Raw genomic sequence first — 18942 nt, forward strand, 5'->3', positions numbered from 1 at the left:
GATTGATGATTTCACCGATCTATACCAAAGCCTGGTACAATAAACGCCGGGCTTTGGTATTTGTAATCTGTTGCTAATTTTTACCGGCAACCTATGGCTTTTTTGATAAAATTTCTTCAGAACATAAGCGACTGTATGCTGTTGTAAGAAAATATTTTATTTTTGAAATTTACCCAATTATATCCATTTAATGAGCAACACGGACTACTTTATAACGAATGAACAAATAATAGAAGTACTGTCTTTAAGTAAAACTGCTACTGCAATACACGTTTCTGAAGATGCTATTATACAGCTGGCTAATGAGGCCATGCTTAACATTTGGGATAAGGATAGCAGCGTAATTGGCAAATCGCTGGAAGATGCACTACCCGAATTAAAGGGCCAGCCGTTTATAGATATGTTTAAGCGGGTATGGAACGAAGGTTTAACTATATCAGGAACAGATACCGCCGCAGATTTAGTTGTAGATGGCCAGTTACAAACTTTTTACTTCGATTTTGAGTACCGTGCCATTAAAGACAATAAAGGCAAAACTTATTGCATTTTGCACACTGCAACAGATGTTACCGACAGGGTTGTTGGCAAACTTGCTTTAGAAAGAGCTAGAGAGCAGCAAGAAGCACTAAGCCGTGAACAGGCACTTAATGAAGAGCTTGCTGCTGCCAATGAAGAGCTTGCAGCAACTAACGAAGAGTTACAGCACTCGCAACTTAGCCTGCTTGAATTAAACGAAACCCTGGAAGACAGGGTAACTACACGTACCCTTGCACTAACGTACAGTGAAGAAGCACTGCAAAATGCCAACCATGAATTGGCTGCCATTAATGAAGAGCTGGCCACCACAAACGAAGAATTAATTGAAACGCAGGAAAGCCTGCAGGACATGATTATAGAACTGTCTGAAAGCGAAGAACGCTTTAGGGCGATGGCCGAGGCTACAAATGTATTGATTGCAGTAGCCGATGAAACCAGCAATGCCATTTATTTCAATAATGCCTGGATTGAACTTACAGGCAGGTCGATAAACGACTTGCTTAAATTTGGTTGGGTAGATCTGATACACCCCGAAGATAAGGATCGCTTTGTAAATATTTTTTTATCTGCATTTAAACAGCAGGTACCTTTTGGTGGTGAATTTAGGGTAATGGATAAAAATGGAGATTACCGCTGGCTGTTGGCCAAAGGGCCGCCCCGTTTCAGGCCTGACGGGTCATTTGCAGGATATATAAGCTCTTGTGTGGACATTACAGAGCTCAAGCTGGAAGAGCAACGCAAAGACGACTTTATTAGCATTGCCAGCCATGAACTTAAAACACCACTAACTGCCCTAAAAGCATCATTACAATTAATGGACCGGGTTAAAGAAACAGCCAGTCCTCAAATTTTGCCAAAGCTTATTGTACAGTCTAACCGGAGTATGGAAAAAATAACCGGCCTGGTTGAAGATCTGCTTAATTCCAGCCGTACTACCGAAGGGCAGCTGCACCTTAACAAATCAACATTTACCATTGCCGAAATGCTCAGCGGCTGTTGCGGCCATATAAGAATGGCAGGCAAGCACGATCTGGTTTTGCAGGGAGACAAAAAACTCCAAATATTTGCTGACGAACATCGTATAGACCAGGTAATTGTAAACCTGGTAAACAACGCTGTTAAATATGCTCCGGATAGCAAAGAGATATTTTTAGCGGCAGAAAAGGTTGGAGATGTAGCCAGAATATCTGTGAAGGATACCGGCCCCGGCATAACGCCGGATAAGATCCCACATTTGTTTAATCGTTATTATCGTGCAGATTATGCCGGCTCGCAATACTCGGGCCTGGGGTTAGGCTTGTATATTAGTGCCGAAATTATTAAAAGGCACGGTGGTAAAATAGGCGTAGATACCGAACTAGGCAAAGGCAGTACGTTTTGGTTTACAATACCGTTATAGTATTTTTTTTACACATTTGAGTATGGAAAAAATTACAGTAATAGGTTCGGGTACCATGGGTAACGGGATAGCACATTTGCTTGCGCAATACGGTTACCAGGTTGCATTGACAGATATTAACCAGCAGGCTTTAGATAAAGCTATCCAAACCATTACAGCTAATTTTGACCGCCAAATAAAAAAAGGCACTGCCGATGAAACCGGCAAGCGTAAAGCACTCAGCAATATTACCACCTTTACAGATCTGCAACAGGCCGTTGCAGGTGCGCAGCTGGTAATTGAAGCTGCTACAGAGCATAGCGAGATAAAGCTTGGGTTATTTAAAAAAATAAGTGACTATTGTGCCGATGACACCATCCTGGCCAGTAATACCTCCTCTATATCGATCACCAGAATAGCGTCGGTAACTAAAAATCCGGGTAATGTAATCGGGATGCACTTTATGAACCCCGTACCCGTAATGAAACTGGTTGAAGTGATACGCGGGTATGCTACTACTGATGCTGTTACCTCTACGATTATACAACTGGCCGAAAAGCTGGATAGAGTTGCAGTTGAAGCAAATGATTACCCCGGCTTTATAGCTAACCGTATATTAATGCCCATGATTAACGAAGCTATTTATACCCTTTATGAGGGCGTAGCCGGCGTACACGAGATAGATACGGTAATGAAGCTGGGTATTGCCCACCCAATGGGCCCGCTGCAACTGGCAGACTTTATTGGCCTTGATGTGTGCCTCGCTATTCTAAATGTTTTACATGCCGGCTTTGGTAACCCCAAATATGCGCCGTGCCCTTTATTGGTAAATATGGTTACTGCCGGTCAAAAAGGTATCAAATCGGGCCAGGGATTTTACACCTATACTCAAGGCAGTAAAGATTTGGTAGTTGCGCCAAAATTTACCAATTAGCTTTAAACTTTTGATGCTGTTGGCTGTCAGACTTATCAAATAACAACTGATAAATATGAAAGCTGCAACTAAATTAATATTAGGGTTAGGCTTGGCAGGTACGCTACTCTCTTCTTGTGCAGGAGGTTATTATGTAACCGAAAGACCAGCAGAACCCTATTATGTGCGCCCTGCATCCCCTTATGCCGACGCTTATTGGATCCCGGGCGAATGGGCCTGGCAAGGTAACAGATATGTTTATGTTAATGGATATTACGCCCACGCCCGCCGTGGCCACTTTTATGCACCAGGCTATTGGCGACACGGCTCACGCGGCCACGTTTGGGTACATGGGCACTGGAGATAATAGACTACGGATTTATTTTTTAACAAGAAAGGCTTTCCAAACGGAAAGCCTTTCTTGTTTTATACTTTACGTCGTCCCGAACTTGTTTCGGGATCCCACAGGACAGGTAGGTGATATACATAGTCTGCGATCTGTCCTGTGGGGTGCTGAAACAAGTTCCAGCATGACGGGTTGAGATAGACGGGCGAAAATATTTACTCATTCACTCCCTCTGTCATCCACTCATTAAAAATTACATCCTTTCCGGCACTTCGATACCTAATAACCTCATGCCTTTGCTAATTACACCGGCAGATGCCGCAGATAATTGCAAACGGAACTTCTTCAAGGTTTCATCCTCTGCTTGTAGTATCGATTTTTCGTGATAAAACTTATTGTAGGTTTTAGCCAGTTCGTAAACGTAATTGGCAATAATTGCCGGACTATAATTTTTAGCAGCTACACTAATCATTTCAGGAAACTGTGTTAAAGCGATAATCAGGTCACGTTCTACAGCATCCAGGGTTTCTATTGGTAAAGTTTCGCTGTAATCAACCCCTGCCCTGCTCAATACCGATTTGATACGCGCATGGGTATATTGGATAAACGGACCGGTATGCCCCTGGAAGTCAATCGATTCATTAGGGTCGAACAGCAAGCGTTTCTTAGGCTCAACCTTTAACAGAAAGTATTTCAACGCACCCATACCAATCATGTGGTAAAGGCGGTTTTTATCTTCCTCGGTATAACCATCAACCTTGCCTAAAGCTTCGGTTTGGGTTTTAGCAGTTTGCTCCATTTCAGAGATTAGGTCATCGGCATCAACCACCGTTCCCTCACGCGATTTCATTTTGCCCGATGGCAGGTCGACCATCCCATAAGATAAGTGGAACAAGCCTTTTGCCCAGGTTTTGCCCAGCTTCTGTAAAATCAGGAACAGTACCTTAAAGTGGTAATCCTGCTCGTTACCTACCACATAAATGGATTCATTCATCTGGTAGTCATCGTACTTCAGCTGTGCAGTACCCAAATCCTGCGTAATGTAAACAGAAGTCCCATCGGCACGGCGTACCAGTTTCTCATCCAGGCCGTCGGCCGTTAGATCAATCCAAACAGAACCATCTTCTTTTTTAAAGAAAACCTGTCTTGCTAATCCTTCCTCAACAATATCCTTACCCAACAGGTAGGTGTTTGACTCATAGTAATATTTATCGAAGCTTACGCCTAGCCTGTCGTAAGTTTTGGTAAAGCCTTCATAAACCCAGCCATTCATTGTTTTCCACAGATCGATCACTGCTGTATCGCCTGCCTCCCATTGTTGCAGCATTTCCTGTGCCTGCTTAATCAGAGGGGCATTTTTCTTAGCCTCGTCTTCGGTCTGGCCTATTTCTGTCAGCGACTCAATCTCTTTCTTGTATTCTTTATCGAAGATTACGTAGTATTTCCCTACTAAATGATCGCCTTTTAAGCCCGATGATTGCGGGGTTTCGCCATGGCCAAACTTTTTCCAGGCCAGCATCGATTTACAGATATGGATACCACGGTCATTCACCAGGTTAGCTTTAACCACTTCGTAACCATCAGCAGCCAGGATCTCAGAAACAGAATAACCCAGCAGGTTATTACGTACATGCCCCAGGTGCAGCGGTTTATTGGTATTTGGCGAAGAATATTCGACCATTACTTTTTTACCATTTGGTTTAGCAATGCTAAAATCTGGAGTAAGGATGGTGTTATTTAATTGATCCAGCCAGTAACTATCGGCCAATGAAATATTCAAAAAACCTTTAATCACATTAAAGCCCGATACTTTGGGTACTTCGTTTTGCAGAAATTCGCCAATATCGGTGCCGGTTTGCTCCGGCGATTTTTTAGAGAACCGGGTAAACGGAAAAGTAACAATGGTTACCTGGCCTTCAAACTCTTTGCGGGTTTCCTGCAAATTAACGTCGGCTGCGGCAATATCAGTATTATATAAAGTTTTGACAGCTTTAACAGCTGCCTCAATAATAAAATTCATTCGCCAAAATTAATAATTTGGCGCAACCTGCCCGAAATAATTATATCCTGAAAAATCTATATAGATTTGTGTTACATATTTATGATAAACGATAAAGATTTTAAGATTAACGTAACCTCAGAAATTGGCCGTTTACGTGCATTGTTGATACATAGTCCGGATAGTGGTTTGGGTAAAGTTGTGCCCTCTAAAGCCCAGGATTGGCTTTTTGAAGATATTATTCACCTGGATACCATGCGTAAGGGCGAGTACGATTACTATGTAAAATTGCTGATGTATTTTTTGGATGAGCAGAAGATCAACGGCCGTTTGGCTGAGATCGACTCACCCGAAAACAGCCGTAGTTTTTATAAACCCGACAACGAAAACTTCCACGCATCTAATAAAGTCATCGAATTTCAGTCGTTACTCACAGATATTTTGGCCGATGATGAAACCCGTTTAAAACTCGTAGCCTCGGTATGCGCCATTGAAAGCTGCAACTATCGCCTGCAGGAACAGTTGACCAATACCAACCCGGTAGAGCTGGCCAAGATCTTTATATCGGGCTCGGTAAACGATGATAAAATGATTTTTGCCCCCATACCTAACCTCATTTTTTCGCGTGATATCGGGATTATTATTAATGACCACGTACTGATTAATAAGCCAGCTAAAAAGGCCCGCACGCGCGAGACTTTGCTTGCCCGTTATATATTTTTTAATCATCCGCTGTTTGCTGCCTTTAGGGATAAAATTATTGAGATCCCGGAGATGGAGCAATACTTCCTTCGCCCCGGTGAAGATAACGACGAGCGGACCACCTTAGAAGGCGGTGACGTGATGGTAGTTAGTGCAGACCATGTAATTATCGGTTGCAGCGAACGTACGTCTGCCAGCGGCGCTAATGAAGCCATTAAGTTATTGTTTGCAAACAAGGTAGTGAAGAAGGTTACGATTGTAAAGATTCCCCACAAACGGGATTATATGCATATCGATACCATTTTTACACAAGTAAAACGCAACGTATGGGTGTTATTGGGTTCGCTGGCTATTGCCAAAGCTGCGGTTAACGAAATTGAACCTATCTCGTGGTTTGTAGATAAACGTCTGAAGGATCGCCCCGAGATTATCCAATTTTTTAGCGATCAAGAGCCACCGCGCCATTTTAAAAGTCTGGAAGAATTGCTGGACGATATTAGTAAGCATGATTTAAAAAGTACAGAGCCTACAAAGTTTATTTATTCGGGCAATAACACCTTCCCCTTTGATGCCCGTGAGCAATGGACCGACTCCTGCAACCTGCTGGCACTTAAAGAAGGCGTTGTACTGGGTTATGACCGTAACGACAAAACCCTCGAAGCATTTAAGGCCAATGGTTTTAAATCAATAAAGGTCTCGAAGCTGCTGCAACAACTTGAAAATAAAAAGATTACCATTGATGATTTGCAAAATATATTGATATTAATGCCATCGTCAGAACTGTCACGCGCACGGGGCGGTTTCCATTGTATGAGTATGCCGCTGTTAAGGGACGAAATATAAAATTATATAAAGGGTAAAGGTTTCCTTTCACCTTTACCCTTTTACCTAAAAAGCCAATGAATAAGCAATCCACCTCTACCATATTAATGATAAGGCCGGTAAAATTCGGTTATAACGAGCAAACGGCCGAAAGCAATGCTTTTCAGAATAATATTGATTTAAAAGCCGAAGAAGCACAAGTTAATGCGCTCAAAGAGTTTGATATTTTTGTAACCATGCTGCGCAGTAACGGTGTCAATGTGATTGTGGTTGATGATACACCATCGCCACATACACCCGATTCTATATTCCCCAATAACTGGATCTCGTTTCATGATAATGGTGATGTATTGCTCTACCCTATGCAGGCTGAGAACCGCAGACTGGAGCGCCGGGAAGATATTATCCGCCAGTTCGAAGAAAATTATAGTGTTAAGCAGGTAATAGATCTGAGCCATTTTGAAACACAAAACAAGTTTTTAGAAGGTACCGGCAGCATGGTATTAGATAGACAAAACAAGATTGCTTACGCCTGTCTCTCCCCTCGTACGGAAGCAGAAGTACTTAAATCTTTTACTAAGCATGAAGGTTATAAAGTACTGTTATTTAATTCAGTAGATTCAAATAAAAAGGCGATCTATCATACCAATGTCGTCATGTGCATTGGGACTGACTTTGCCGTAATTTGCCTGGATAGTATTTTGGATGAGGAGGAAAAAATTCTGGTTGCCAACTCGCTAAAAAGTTCCGGTAAAGAAATTGTTGATATTTCTTTTGATCAAATGAACAGGTTTGCAGGTAACATGCTGGAAGTGGAAAGTACCAGCGGTGAAAAGCTGCTGGTTATGTCGCAAAAGGCATATCAATCTTTAACAACTGAGCAGGTTGATACTCTAAGTAAATATGCCCGCTTAATTTACGCCGATTTAAATACGATTGAAACCCTTGGTGGTGGCAGTGCACGCTGTATGCTGGCCGAAGTTCATTTGCCAAAGATTGATGCAAAAAAACCTTAAATTTTTCTCTGAGATTCCAAAGTAATTAAAAATAGCTTTATTAAATATAACTATTTTATTATCAGTTTATTATAGAGGTTGTTTTTCTTAAAAATTTAACATAAAGGTTAACTAAAAGTAATCATTTCAATATATTAAAAAATAAACCTATTTGTTACATAAAAAAATCACACTTTTGCGGCAAATACAGTAATATAAATAGATGCAAAGTTACCAGGAGTTCCTTGACCTGAGTGTGGGTTTCCCGCAGGAAGGTTTTGAGATCATAGAAGACGAATTGTTCTTTAACGATCTGAACCTGATGGAGATGATAGAGACGTACGGCACCCCCCTGCGTTTTACCTATCTGCCCATTATTTCAAAAAAAATACAACAAGCCAAGCTGATGTTTCAGCAGGCTATTGTTAAAAATAATTATCGCGGTAGCTACAAGTATTGCTATTGCACCAAAAGCTCGCACTTTAAGCATATTGTAGAAGAGGCTTTACGCAATGATATCCACCTCGAAACATCATCTGCCTTTGATATGCCGATGATAGATACCCTCGAGAAAAAGGGCGTGGTAACGAAGGATATTACAGTGATCTGTAACGGTTTTAAAACCTTTCAATACAAGCAGTACATCATTGATATGCTGCACGATGGTTATAAAAACATTATTCCTGTACTGGATAATAAAGAAGAATTTAACATTTTTGATGATGAAATAGAGATGGATACCCCTTGCAATTTGGGGATCCGTATCGCGGCAGAAGAGCAGCCCGATTCGCAATTCTATACTTCGCGTTTGGGCATCCGCCAGGAAGATATCATCGATTTTTATTATAACAAGATTGAGAAGAACCCCAACTTTAAATTAAAGTTGCTGCACTTCTTTATCAATTCGGGTATCTCTGATACGCCCTACTATTGGAACGAGCTGGAGAAATATGTTACCCTGTATTGTAAATTAAAAAAGATCAACCCAGATCTGGATACTTTGGATATTGGCGGTGGTATGCCGTTTAAAGATTCATTGGTGTTTGATTTTGATTACGAATACATGGTAAACGAAATTGTAAGTCGGATAAAAGAGATCTGTGCCGAAAACGACACCATTGAACCGGACATCATTACCGAGTTTGGTAAATATACAGTTGCCGAAGCTTCTGGTATCCTTTACAAAGTATTGGGCCGTAAGCAGCAGAATGACCGCGAGCGATGGTTAATGCTGGATGGTTCATTTATTACCAACCTGCCTGATGTTTGGGCTTTGAACCAAAAATATATCCTGCTCCCAATCAACAACTGGGATTCTGAATATGAGCGTGTTAACTTAGGCGGTATCACCTGCGACGGTCAGGATTATTACAACCAGGAAGCCCACATGAACAGTGTGTTTATGCCGAAGACGCGTAAAGTACAGTACCTGGGTTTCTTTAACACAGGTGCCTACCAAGAAGTATTAAGCGGTTACGGTGGTATTCACCACTGCCTGCTGCCATCGCCTAAACACGTAATCATCCGCAGAAACCGCGACGAGACATTTAACTTCGAGGTGTTTGGCGAAGAACAAAACAGTAAACAAGTATTGAAGATACTAGGCTATACTACTTAATTAGTGAGTTGTGAATAGTGATTGAGTGAATAGTTAGCAATCACGATAGAAACACAAAAGGCGCATTATCTGCGCCTTTTGTGTTTCTATATATTTTGCCGACAACTGATAACAGACAACTGAATTTACGCGTCAAATTTATCCAGTAACTTTAACAGCGTATCAAAATCTTTTGGATACGGCGCGTGGATAGTCACTTCGGTTTCTTCATTGATCTTAAAAGTAACCTCAAAGGCATGCAGGGCAAAACGTTTCATAATAGGTTGCTCCTCCTGGTCTTTACCCAAATGGTATTTGCGCTTTAACGCCGACAGGAATACCGGTTTACCTTTATACATTTCATCGCCGGCAATGGAGGCTCGCTGTGTAGCCAAGTGAATACGGATCTGGTGCATACGGCCTGTAACCGGGCGGCACTCTACCAGGGTATAGTGCTTATAATACTTTAAGCTTTGGAACCAGGTTTCGGCACGCTTGCCTTCTTGGCGGCTAATGCTTACACTGCCTTTACCCGTGTTAAGGATGGGCAGGTCTATATACAATTCTTCAAATACATGTGTACCTTCTATAACGGCATGGTATACCTTTTTAACCTTGCGGCGCTCAAACTGCATAGATACCAGGCGATAAGCCTCGGGGTTTTTAGCTATAATAAGCGCGCCGGAGGTCTCTTTGTCCAGCCGGTGGCATATCTGTGCATCCTCGTGGTAGGACTTCGCCAGGCGCAGCATATTGATCTCGGCACCCTCGCGTTCATCCAGTGTGCTTATAAATGGTGGTTTGTTAACTACAATTATATTATCGTCTTCAAACAATATCAGGTCTGTAAATTTTGGAATCTTCATATTTAACGGCTGCAAAAATACGGTTAATTACTGATACACCCCAGTTTAACACATAACAACAGTTTTTATTGACACAAAACAAAACAATATTAAGCATGTTAAGCTTTTATATCTCAATTAATTAACATATTAAACCCTATATAAATGAGCACTAAAAGTAAAACTGCGCCAAAAGAAGAAAAAGGTTTCTTCGAAAAAATAATTAACCAGGTTTCAGAAATCTGGGATGGCACTAAAGAAAAAACAGAAGAGATAGTAGATAAGGTAGAAGATAAAACCGCTGATGCAAAAGCAGCAATCAGTAAAAAAGTAACCGAGGCCAAAAAAGAGATTAAAAGCAAAGTTGCTGAGGCTAAAAGCAAGGCACCTGCTGTTAAAAAATCAGCTACTGCTACTGTTAAAGCAGCACCGGCTAAGGCAGCAGCCGCAGCTAAAACAACTGTGGCTAAAGCGAAAACTGCCACAAAAGCCGCAGCAAGTACTACTGCTAAAAAAGCCGCAACTGTAAAAGCGGATGCAGCCAAAGCCGTTACAAAAACTGCCGATAAAGCAAAGGCAGTAGTGAAAAAGGATACTAAACCTGCTGCCAAAACAGCTAAGGCAACAACAGCTAAGGCAAACAGCAGCAAAAAGAAAGTTGCTTAATTGCAGATATACAATACCTCGTGTATCTTATAAAATGCACTGATACACAAAGTATTGTGTATCTACGTAAGATAAACCAAAAACGGCCCCCGATAATTCGGGGGCCGTTTTATTATTCTGTAACTTCAAACTTGTAACCTACACCTTTTACTGTGGCAACATATTTTTCGCCCAGTTTTTCGCGCAGCTTACGGATGTGTACATCAATGGTACGGTTGGTAACCACCACCGAATCTTCCCAGATGTTTTTTAATATATTTTCGCGGGTATATACCTTACCTGGTTTCGAGGCCAGCAGGTACAACAGTTCAAATTCTTTTTTGGCCAGTACCACTTTTCTACCTTCCTGAAAAACCAGGTAAGCTTCGCGGTCAATCACCAGGTCGCTCACTTCAAGCTTATTGTCGCTCACTTCTTCCGGAGAAGAGTTTCTGCGTAATATGGCATTGATGCGGCTCACTAATGCACGCGGCTTAATTGGTTTGGCTATATAATCATCGGCACCAACGTTAAAACCGGCAATTTCAGAATACTCTTCGCTACGGGCGGTTAAGAATACCATAAAGGTATTTTTAAATTCGGGCATGGTACGCATAATGCGGCAAGCCTCAATACCATCCATTTTAGGCATCATAATGTCCAGGATAATTAAATCTGGTAATACCTTTTTAGCCTCATTAACGCCTTCCTGGCCGTTACTTGCCGAATATACCTGGTAACCCTCTTTCTTTAAATTATATTCTATTAATTCAAGGATATCGGGTTCATCGTCAACAATTAAAATCTTGTGTTTGGTTGAAGTACTCATAGAGCTAAATTTTGCATAAAAGTAACGGCTTTAAAGCACCAAATGATTAGCTAATTGTTAACAAATTGTTAAGTTTCATAATTAGTTAACAATGAGTTACGGCTTACTGAACGTTTTCTTTAAAATTTCTTCAAGATCAAGCCCTGTTATATTTTTTGCAATGATAACTCCCTGTGGGTCAATGAAAAAATTTGACGGTATAGCTTCGATGTGATATAAAGATTCTGTTGGCCCTTCAAAACGTTTCAGGTCTGATACATGCTGCCATGTTAATTTATCAGCATCTACCGCTTTTTGCCAGTCTTTTTTGTCTGTATCTAATGATACGCCTAAAATATTTAAGCCCTTATCATGGTACATACCGTACATTTTTACCACGTTAGGGTTCTCGGCGCGGCAAGGTGCACACCACGAAGCCCAAAAGTCTATCAGTACATATTTGCCTTTAAAATCTGATAGTTTTACCGTTTTGCCATTAATGTCATTAACAGTAAACTCGGGTGCTTTGTGCCCTACGGAAAGTGGCTTGGCCAGCATCATCTGTTTTACAAATTTCTGCACGCCGGGGTTGTCTTTAAATTCGCCCTGTATATCGTCGGCATATTTTACTAGCTCGGTTTCATAACGCATGGCATCAAGCGAAGTGGCTGCATAAAAACCGGCTAATGATTTTTTGTTATCCTCTACAAATTTCAAAACCGCTTTGCTGTAATCGCCCAGGTTGTTTTGGAAAATCGGCGTATAAATTTTAAGCAAGGAGTCCTGGTTGCCATGTGCAGCGGCCTTGGCCTGGTAATCTGCTACCAGTTTGGTGTTTTTATCACTGTATACATTGCTCACCTTGTTAAATTCCTGTATTTTTTGCGACTCGTCTGATCCGCTTACTTCGTAAGCATGTGATGAATCGGCCAGGTTGGTTTTAAATTTAATCTCATCACCATTCTGAGCAATCAGGTCAAAGATGGCATCACCGGCACGTAGTTTAAACAGGTTGCTGTAGGGTGTAGCTCTTTTAAATTCAAATTTACCATCGGCAGAAAGTTCCGACGAATCAACAACGGCCACGCTCGAAGTATCGGCTGCCAAAAGGTACATCTTTTTGGTTTTGCCGAAATTGCTCACCTCGCCCGAGATCTTAAACCCGTTCTTATCCTTGCAGGCAGATAGTGATGCAGCAACTAATAGTGCTGCGGTATAAATTTTATAACTGTTTTTCATTTATGCGTTTTCTAATGCTTTTAATAATAATTGATTTGTTTTCTGCGGATCTATTTTACCTTTCGAGCGTTTCATAATCTCGCCCATAAACAAACCTAGAACTCCTTTTTTACCCTTTTTGTATTCTTTAACCTTGTCAGGATGCTTTTGCAAGGCTTCTTGTATAAATTGCTGCAGGTCGTCGCTGTTTTCGCTGATCAGCAAATTCAGCTGTTCTGCCAGCTCGGCTACCTTTTTGCCCGAATGTTTTAACAAAGTCGGGAAAAGCTTTTGCGCAGCTACGCTGTTATTAATCTTCCCGCCGTCTACCAATGCTATTACGTCGGCCAAGTCCTGCGGGTTTAGTCCCGATTCAATTAAAGTTGAACTATGTTCGTTTAGGTACGATTTAACCGGGCCCATCATCCAGTTGGCTGCAGATTTATAGTTAGTAGTATGCAGGATCAACTGCTCAAAGAATAGCGCCAGTTCTTTATCTGATGTTAGTACTGAAGCATCATAATCTGTTAAACCCAGGTCGCTAATATATTTATGATAAAGCTCAGATGGCAAAGCCGTCATGCCGGCTTTAATGTGGGCAATGTATTCCGGCGAGATACTTACAGGTACCAGATCGGGCTCGGGGAAATAACGGTAATCGTTCGCCATTTCTTTGCTTCTCAATACAGAAGTTTCACCGGTATCTGCGTTAAAGTTTAAAGTGTTCTGATCGATGTGCCCGCCGTTTTCAATCACCGTGATCTGGCGTAAAAACTCATGTTCAATAGCACGCTGTACATTGCGCAGCGAGTTTAAATTTTTCACCTCGCAGCGGTTGCCATATTCGGTTGCTCCCTTTTTACGAACAGAGATATTTACATCGCAGCGCAAACTACCCTCTTCCATATTACCATCGCAGATATCCAGGTAACGCACCAGTTTACGGATCTCACTTAAATATTGTGCAGCTTCTTCCCCACTGCGCATATCGGGTTCCGAGACAATCTCCAGCAAAGGCACACCTGCCCGGTTAAGATCTATCAGCGAATTTTTATCGTCCTGGTCGTGGATGCTTTTACCGGCATCATCTTCCATGTGGATATGGTGTATAGCTATGGCTTTTTCGGTGCCGTCGCTCAGGCGTACAACTACGCGGCCACCAATGCATATAGGTTGCTGATCTTGCGTGATCTGGTAACCGCGCGGCGAATCGGCGTAGAAATAATTTTTACGGGCAAATGTATTGTAGGGGTTTATCTCGCAACCACAGGCCAGGCCCATTTTTACCGCATACTCCACCATCCGCTCGTTGGCAAACGGCAAGGTACCCGGGTGACCGATAGATACCATGCTTACATGGTGGTTTGGCAATGCGCCAAAAGCAGCCGAATCTGAACAGAAGGCTTTGCTTTGTGTAGATAACTGGGCATGAACTTCGAGACCTATTACTAATTCGTATTGTTCAATTACCCTGTCTGATATTTCTGTCATAGCAAAATTCGGTTATACATGACTTGCATCATATATAACGCTGTATAGTTTATTAGCCTGCAATATAGCGTAAATAGGTATAAAGTTTAAAATCAGTTTAATTATTTGAAAGATATAAGCTGATAAGAACGGCTTATGTTGAGCATTAGGTGTTTACAGATGGGCTGTATTTGTTAACGCGCTAATCTAATCGACGAATCAATTAAACTAACGCGTTTATAATTGGCTGCGCCAAAACTAAAGGTTATTTTAAATTATGCAAAGTTTTTTTCAAAGCAACATGGGTGGCATCCTGAGGTACTCAAAGGATGTTGCAGAGGCCCAGATCGTATGTTTCGAGCATCTCAGCATGACACGGCCATTTGTTTATTTTGTCATTCTGAATGTAATGAAGAATCTTCTGCTGTGTAACAATCGGCTATACAGATCGAAGAAGATTCTTCATTACATTCAGAATGACAAGCGTGTTTGATATTAAACTACTTAATGTAAACCGCAGCCTTACTCAACACTGCATCTAACCCACTTAAATCCTTGCCACCGGCAGTAGCAAAAAATGGCTGACCGCCTCCCCCGCCTTGAATCTCCTTGGCCAGTTCGCGCACAATGTTACCTGCGTTTAAGCCTTTATCTTTAACAAGGTTCTCGGCAATCATTACGGTAATGTTGGGTTTGCCATCAAAATCTGCAGCCAGCACCAGGAAAAGGTTGGGTACAATATCTTTTAACTGGTAAGCCAGGGTTTTAATGGCATCGGCATTAGGCAGGGCCACACGCTCGGCAATAAAATTAATGCCATTAATCTCCTGCACTTTTTTAGCCAGTTCTGTTTTTAAACCCGAAGCTTTTTCTGAGATGGTTTTCTCAATCTCCTTTTTCAGCCTAGTATTTTCTTCCAGCAGGCTTTCTACACTTTTCGAAATGTCTTTAGGGTTCTTCAACAGCTCTTTTAATTGCTGTACCAGTTTGCTTTGCTCGTTAATATAATTTTCGGCAGCAACACCTGTAATGGCTTCAATCCGGCGTACACCTGCAGCAACTGCACTCTCGGCAATTACTTTAAAGAAACCAATTTGGCCGGTTGCGGTAACATGGGTACCACCGCAAAGTTCTTTAGAGTACTTATCATCGAAGGTAATTACCCGTACAAAATCGCCGTATTTTTCACCGAACAACGCAGTTACGCCGCTACTCAGCGCTTGTTGATAAGGTACATTGCGTTCTTCTTTCAAAAAGATATTCTCGCGAATTTTTTGGTTAACGATCGTTTCGATCTGCGCCATTTCCTCTTCGGTCATTTTACTGAAGTGCGAAAAATCGAAACGTAAATATTCGTCATTCACCAATGACCCTTTTTGGTTTACATGCGTGCCTAATACCTGTTTTAAAGCAGCATGCAGTAAGTGCGTAGCCGAGTGGTTGCTATTGGTATTGTTACGGCGATCCACATCTACAATGGCCGTTAAGGCATCGCCGATTGAACCAGGGATGGTATCGGTAAAATGAACGATCAGGCCGTTCTCTTTTTTGGTATCTGTAACCGGGACAATCTCGCCATCCGGGAAAACCAGCTCGCCGGTATCACCAACCTGGCCGCCGCTTTCGGCATAGAAAGGTGTTTTGTCCAGCACCAACTGGTATTGCTCTTTACCTTTAGCCTTTACCTTGCGGTATTTAATTACATGGGCAACGGTTTCTGTTTCATCATAACCGGTAAATTCAACATTATCATCTTCTTGCAGAGCAATCCAATCGCCGGTATCAATAGCTGTTGCAGCTCGAGAGCGATTCTTTTGTAGTTGAAGTTCGGCTTCGAAGCCTTCCATATCAACTGTCCAACCTTTTTCACGAGCCAACAATTCAGTTAAATCTATTGGGAATCCATAGGTATCTGATAATTCAAATGCAGCTGAACCGGATACTCGGATTTGGGGATTAGGATTATCAGATGTCTTTGGAACAAGTACGCTAAATAATTTGAGACCTTCTCCCAATGTTCTCAGGAAGGATGTTTCTTCTTCCAAAACAACTTTCTGCACAAAATCCTTCTGTGTATACAACTCATCAAACACACCCTTAAACTGATCTGCCAATAAAGGCACCAACTGGTTTAAAAATGGCTCTTTGAAGCCTAAGTATTGATATGAATAACGCACAGCGCGACGCAGAATCCTGCGGATTACGTATCCTGCCTTATTGTTTGATGGCAACTGGCCATCTGAGATTGCAAAGCTGATGGCACGGATGTGATCGGCCATTACACGCATGGCAACGGCATCGTTCCAATCGTTATCGCCCGGTACAGCAGCAGCATTATAGGTTTTCCCACTTTTCTCTGCAATGAATTGAATCATCGGCTGAAATACGTCGGTATCGTAGTTAGATGTTTTGTTTTGCAAAACGCGCACCAATCGCTCAAAGCCCATCCCGGTATCCACGTGCTTGTTGGGTAGTAGCTGTAAAGCACCGTCTTTCAGGCGGTTAAACTGCATAAATACATTATTCCAGATTTCTATAACGTTGGGGTCGTCGGCATTTACCAGCGTAGCGCCCGAAACTGCTGCCCGCTCAGCCTCGCTCCTGCCATCATAGTGGATTTCAGAACATGGACCACATGGGCCGGTTTCGCCCATTTCCCAGAAGTTATCTTTCTTGTTACCGGGAAGGATGCGGCTTTCATCTACATACTGTTTCCAAAAATCGTAAGCTTCCTGGTCTTTAGCCAAACCTTCTTTTTCGTCGCCCTCAAAATAGGTAACATACAGGCGGTCTTTTTCAATTCCATAAACCTCGGTCAGCAGTTCCCAGCTCCAGGCTATGGCTTCTTTTTTAAAGTAGTCGCCAAAGCTCCAGTTGCCCAGCATCTCGAACATGGTGTGGTGATAGGTATCGATACCTACCTCTTCCAAATCGTTATGCTTGCCGGATACCCGCAAACAACGCTGGGTATCGGCCACACGCGGGGCTTTGGCGGGTGCTTCGCCTAAAAATATATCTTTAAACTGGTTCATACCAGCATTGGTAAACATGAGTGTTGGGTCGTTTTTAACAACGATAGGTGCCGATGGCACAATGGTATGTCCTTTAGAAGCAAAAAAGTCTAAAAAAGCCTGACGTATTTCCTGAGCTGTCATAAGGTGCAAAGTTAATTATTCGGTCGAAAGTTCATAGTTGATGGTTCATAGATCATAGAAAAGATAAATAACCAAATCATTAGTTGTCATCATAAAATTCAACTATGATCTATGAACCATCAACTATGAACTTAAATACTAAATACTACATTTGTAATTATGGCTTATAAAGAACGCGAGGAAATTAACAAGATATACTATACCATGGGCGAAGTTTCGGCCATGTTTGATGTTAACCAGTCGTTATTAAGGTATTACGAAAAAGAATTTGATATCCTTCAGCCTAAGAAGAACAAAAAAGGCAACCGCTTTTTTACTGTCGAAGATGTGGAGAACATCAAGATCATTATGCACCTCATCCGCGAAAAGAAGTTTACGCTGGAGGGCGCCAAAGAGCATATGAAGCAAAATATCAATGCCACTAAAGATCAACAACGGATTATTGCAACTCTGGAGGATATGAAAAAATTTCTTTTAGAGGTGCGGGACGCTTTGTAAATAGTTTTAAAGATGTTCTATCGAGGTACTCGAAAGATCGCGCAGGGACATGCACTGCACCATGTTTCGAGTGCCTCGACATGACATCCTTTTTTGCTATTTTCTTTTTCTACCCGACATCCTTTGTCTGGTTTCTTGCTTCTCGATTCTTGCTTCTCTTCCCTAGTATCCCACTGTCATCTGCTGCCTGATGTGTTGCGGGTTTTCGATCTCATCCAAAATAGCGGCGGCAAAATCTTCCATACTGATATGGCTTTTACCGTGCTCGTCTTTTAACAGCTGATTGGTGCCAATGCGGTACTTACCCGTACGTTCGCCGGGGTATATCACTTCAGAGGGGCTAACTGAAGTCCATTCCAACTCATTTTCCTGCTGATAGATCTTCAATGCATCACGGTGTGCTAAAGAAATGGGTTTATATGCTTCCGGAAAATCCGGCGCATCTACCAGTTGCACACCCGGCGAAACTTCCAGACTGCCAGCTCCTCCTATTACAATCAAGCGTTTTACATGTGCTTGTTTCATGCCCTTAATTATGGGCACGGCAACTTCGGCAATGCTGTGCGGGGTGGCACCGCCTGTATTGCTATAGGCACTCACCATAACATCGTGGTTAAATGCGCCGGTTTCAACATGGTCAGCATTAAATACATCACCCTTGGCCACATATAAATGCGGGCGGTTACCGCCTGTATAGGTTTCGGGTGCCCGCACCACTGCTGTAACATCATGCCCGCGGCTTAAAGCCTCATTAACTATCCGGCTGCCAATGCGGCCGCTTGCGCCAAAAACTGCAATTTTCATATTTTATTCCGTATGGTTGTATAGGTGTAAATCAATATGTAGGGTAAATGTTTGGATAATCTGAGAAACACCTTCCCTGGCTCTCCCGAGGGATGGAACCAAATGCAACTCATTATTTCTCTGTCTTTTTTCCTTTAATCTTTCTTCCTTTCAAATTTCACTTTTTTATGATTACTTTGAAAGCTGATTATTGATTGACTATTACCTGTA

General features: G+C 42.0%; 15 protein-coding genes. 8 read left to right on the forward strand and 7 right to left on the reverse strand.

Annotated elements, in window-relative coordinates; translation table 11 throughout:
• Positions 1 to 190: 190 nt before the first annotated feature.
• From RG47T_RS08595 to RG47T_RS08605, 3 genes are read left to right on the forward strand one after another with little or no spacing between them, the layout of a single operon-like run.
• Positions 191 to 1936, forward strand: a complete 1746-nt coding sequence (locus tag RG47T_RS08595) for an ATP-binding protein (protein ID WP_074489035.1) — start codon at positions 191 to 193, stop codon at positions 1934 to 1936.
• A gap of 22 nt (positions 1937 to 1958) precedes the next feature.
• Entirely contained in the window at positions 1959 to 2849 is an 891-nt protein-coding gene (locus RG47T_RS08600) for a 3-hydroxyacyl-CoA dehydrogenase family protein (RefSeq protein ID WP_074489036.1), read from the forward strand.
• A 55-nt stretch (positions 2850 to 2904) separates the two neighbouring features.
• A complete protein-coding gene (locus RG47T_RS08605) occupies positions 2905 to 3195 on the forward strand; it encodes a YXWGXW repeat-containing protein (protein ID WP_074489037.1) in 291 nt (96 codons plus the stop codon).
• 232 nt (positions 3196 to 3427) lie between these two features.
• Here RG47T_RS08605 and argS read toward each other — a convergent pair whose 3' ends face one another.
• Positions 3428 to 5194, reverse strand: coding sequence for an arginine--tRNA ligase (gene argS / locus RG47T_RS08610; RefSeq protein WP_074489038.1), 1767 nt, complete (start codon positions 5192 to 5194; stop codon positions 3428 to 3430).
• Between the two features lie 81 nt (positions 5195 to 5275).
• Between argS and RG47T_RS08615 the strand changes: the two genes are divergently transcribed.
• The 3 genes from RG47T_RS08615 to RG47T_RS08625 all read left to right on the forward strand — a co-directional run bounded on the left by RG47T_RS08615 (position 5276) and on the right by RG47T_RS08625 (position 9310).
• Complete coding sequence (locus tag RG47T_RS08615; protein WP_074489039.1) at positions 5276 to 6718, forward strand: arginine deiminase family protein; 1443 nt, start codon at positions 5276 to 5278, stop codon at positions 6716 to 6718.
• A gap of 56 nt (positions 6719 to 6774) precedes the next feature.
• Positions 6775 to 7713, forward strand: a complete 939-nt coding sequence (ctlX, locus tag RG47T_RS08620; protein WP_074489040.1) for a citrulline utilization hydrolase CtlX — start codon at positions 6775 to 6777, stop codon at positions 7711 to 7713.
• Positions 7714 to 7915: 202 nt separating this feature from the next.
• A complete protein-coding gene (locus RG47T_RS08625) occupies positions 7916 to 9310 on the forward strand; it encodes an arginine decarboxylase (protein WP_074489041.1) in 1395 nt (464 codons plus the stop codon).
• A gap of 125 nt (positions 9311 to 9435) precedes the next feature.
• On the opposite strand, the gene RG47T_RS08630 is transcribed toward RG47T_RS08625, so the two are convergent.
• Positions 9436 to 10155, reverse strand: coding sequence for an RluA family pseudouridine synthase (locus tag RG47T_RS08630; protein WP_074489042.1), 720 nt, complete (start codon positions 10153 to 10155; stop codon positions 9436 to 9438).
• 144 nt (positions 10156 to 10299) lie between these two features.
• On the opposite strand from RG47T_RS08630, the gene RG47T_RS26045 reads away from it, so the two are divergent.
• On the forward strand, positions 10300 to 10800 hold the full coding sequence (locus tag RG47T_RS26045; protein ID WP_171972500.1) for a hypothetical protein: 501 nt from the start codon (positions 10300 to 10302) through the stop codon (positions 10798 to 10800).
• Between the two features lie 112 nt (positions 10801 to 10912).
• Here RG47T_RS26045 and RG47T_RS08640 read toward each other — a convergent pair whose 3' ends face one another.
• From RG47T_RS08640 to alaS, 4 genes are all read right to left on the reverse strand, one after another.
• On the reverse strand, positions 10913 to 11608 hold the full coding sequence (locus RG47T_RS08640) for a response regulator transcription factor (RefSeq protein WP_074489043.1): 696 nt from the start codon (positions 11606 to 11608) through the stop codon (positions 10913 to 10915).
• Positions 11609 to 11704: 96 nt separating this feature from the next.
• Entirely contained in the window at positions 11705 to 12826 is a 1122-nt protein-coding gene (locus RG47T_RS08645) for a TlpA disulfide reductase family protein (protein WP_074489044.1), read from the reverse strand.
• Positions 12827 to 14296 (reverse strand): Asp-tRNA(Asn)/Glu-tRNA(Gln) amidotransferase subunit GatB, encoded by a 1470-nt coding sequence (gene gatB, locus RG47T_RS08650; protein WP_074489045.1) that lies wholly within the window; start codon positions 14294 to 14296, stop codon positions 12827 to 12829.
• Between the two features lie 479 nt (positions 14297 to 14775).
• Entirely contained in the window at positions 14776 to 17430 is a 2655-nt protein-coding gene (gene alaS / locus RG47T_RS08660; protein WP_074489047.1) for an alanine--tRNA ligase, read from the reverse strand.
• A gap of 159 nt (positions 17431 to 17589) precedes the next feature.
• Here alaS and RG47T_RS08665 point away from each other — a divergent pair, with 159 nt between their 5' ends.
• Complete coding sequence (locus RG47T_RS08665) at positions 17590 to 17928, forward strand: MerR family transcriptional regulator (protein ID WP_074489048.1); 339 nt, start codon at positions 17590 to 17592, stop codon at positions 17926 to 17928.
• Between the two features lie 162 nt (positions 17929 to 18090).
• Here RG47T_RS08665 and RG47T_RS08670 read toward each other — a convergent pair whose 3' ends face one another.
• Positions 18091 to 18732, reverse strand: a complete 642-nt coding sequence (locus RG47T_RS08670) for an NAD(P)-dependent oxidoreductase (protein ID WP_074489049.1) — start codon at positions 18730 to 18732, stop codon at positions 18091 to 18093.
• Between the last annotated feature and the right edge of the window lie 210 nt (positions 18733 to 18942).

It is taken from the genome of Mucilaginibacter polytrichastri, from assembly GCF_001911425.1.
Classification (GTDB): Bacteria; Bacteroidota; Bacteroidia; order Sphingobacteriales; family Sphingobacteriaceae; genus Mucilaginibacter; species Mucilaginibacter polytrichastri.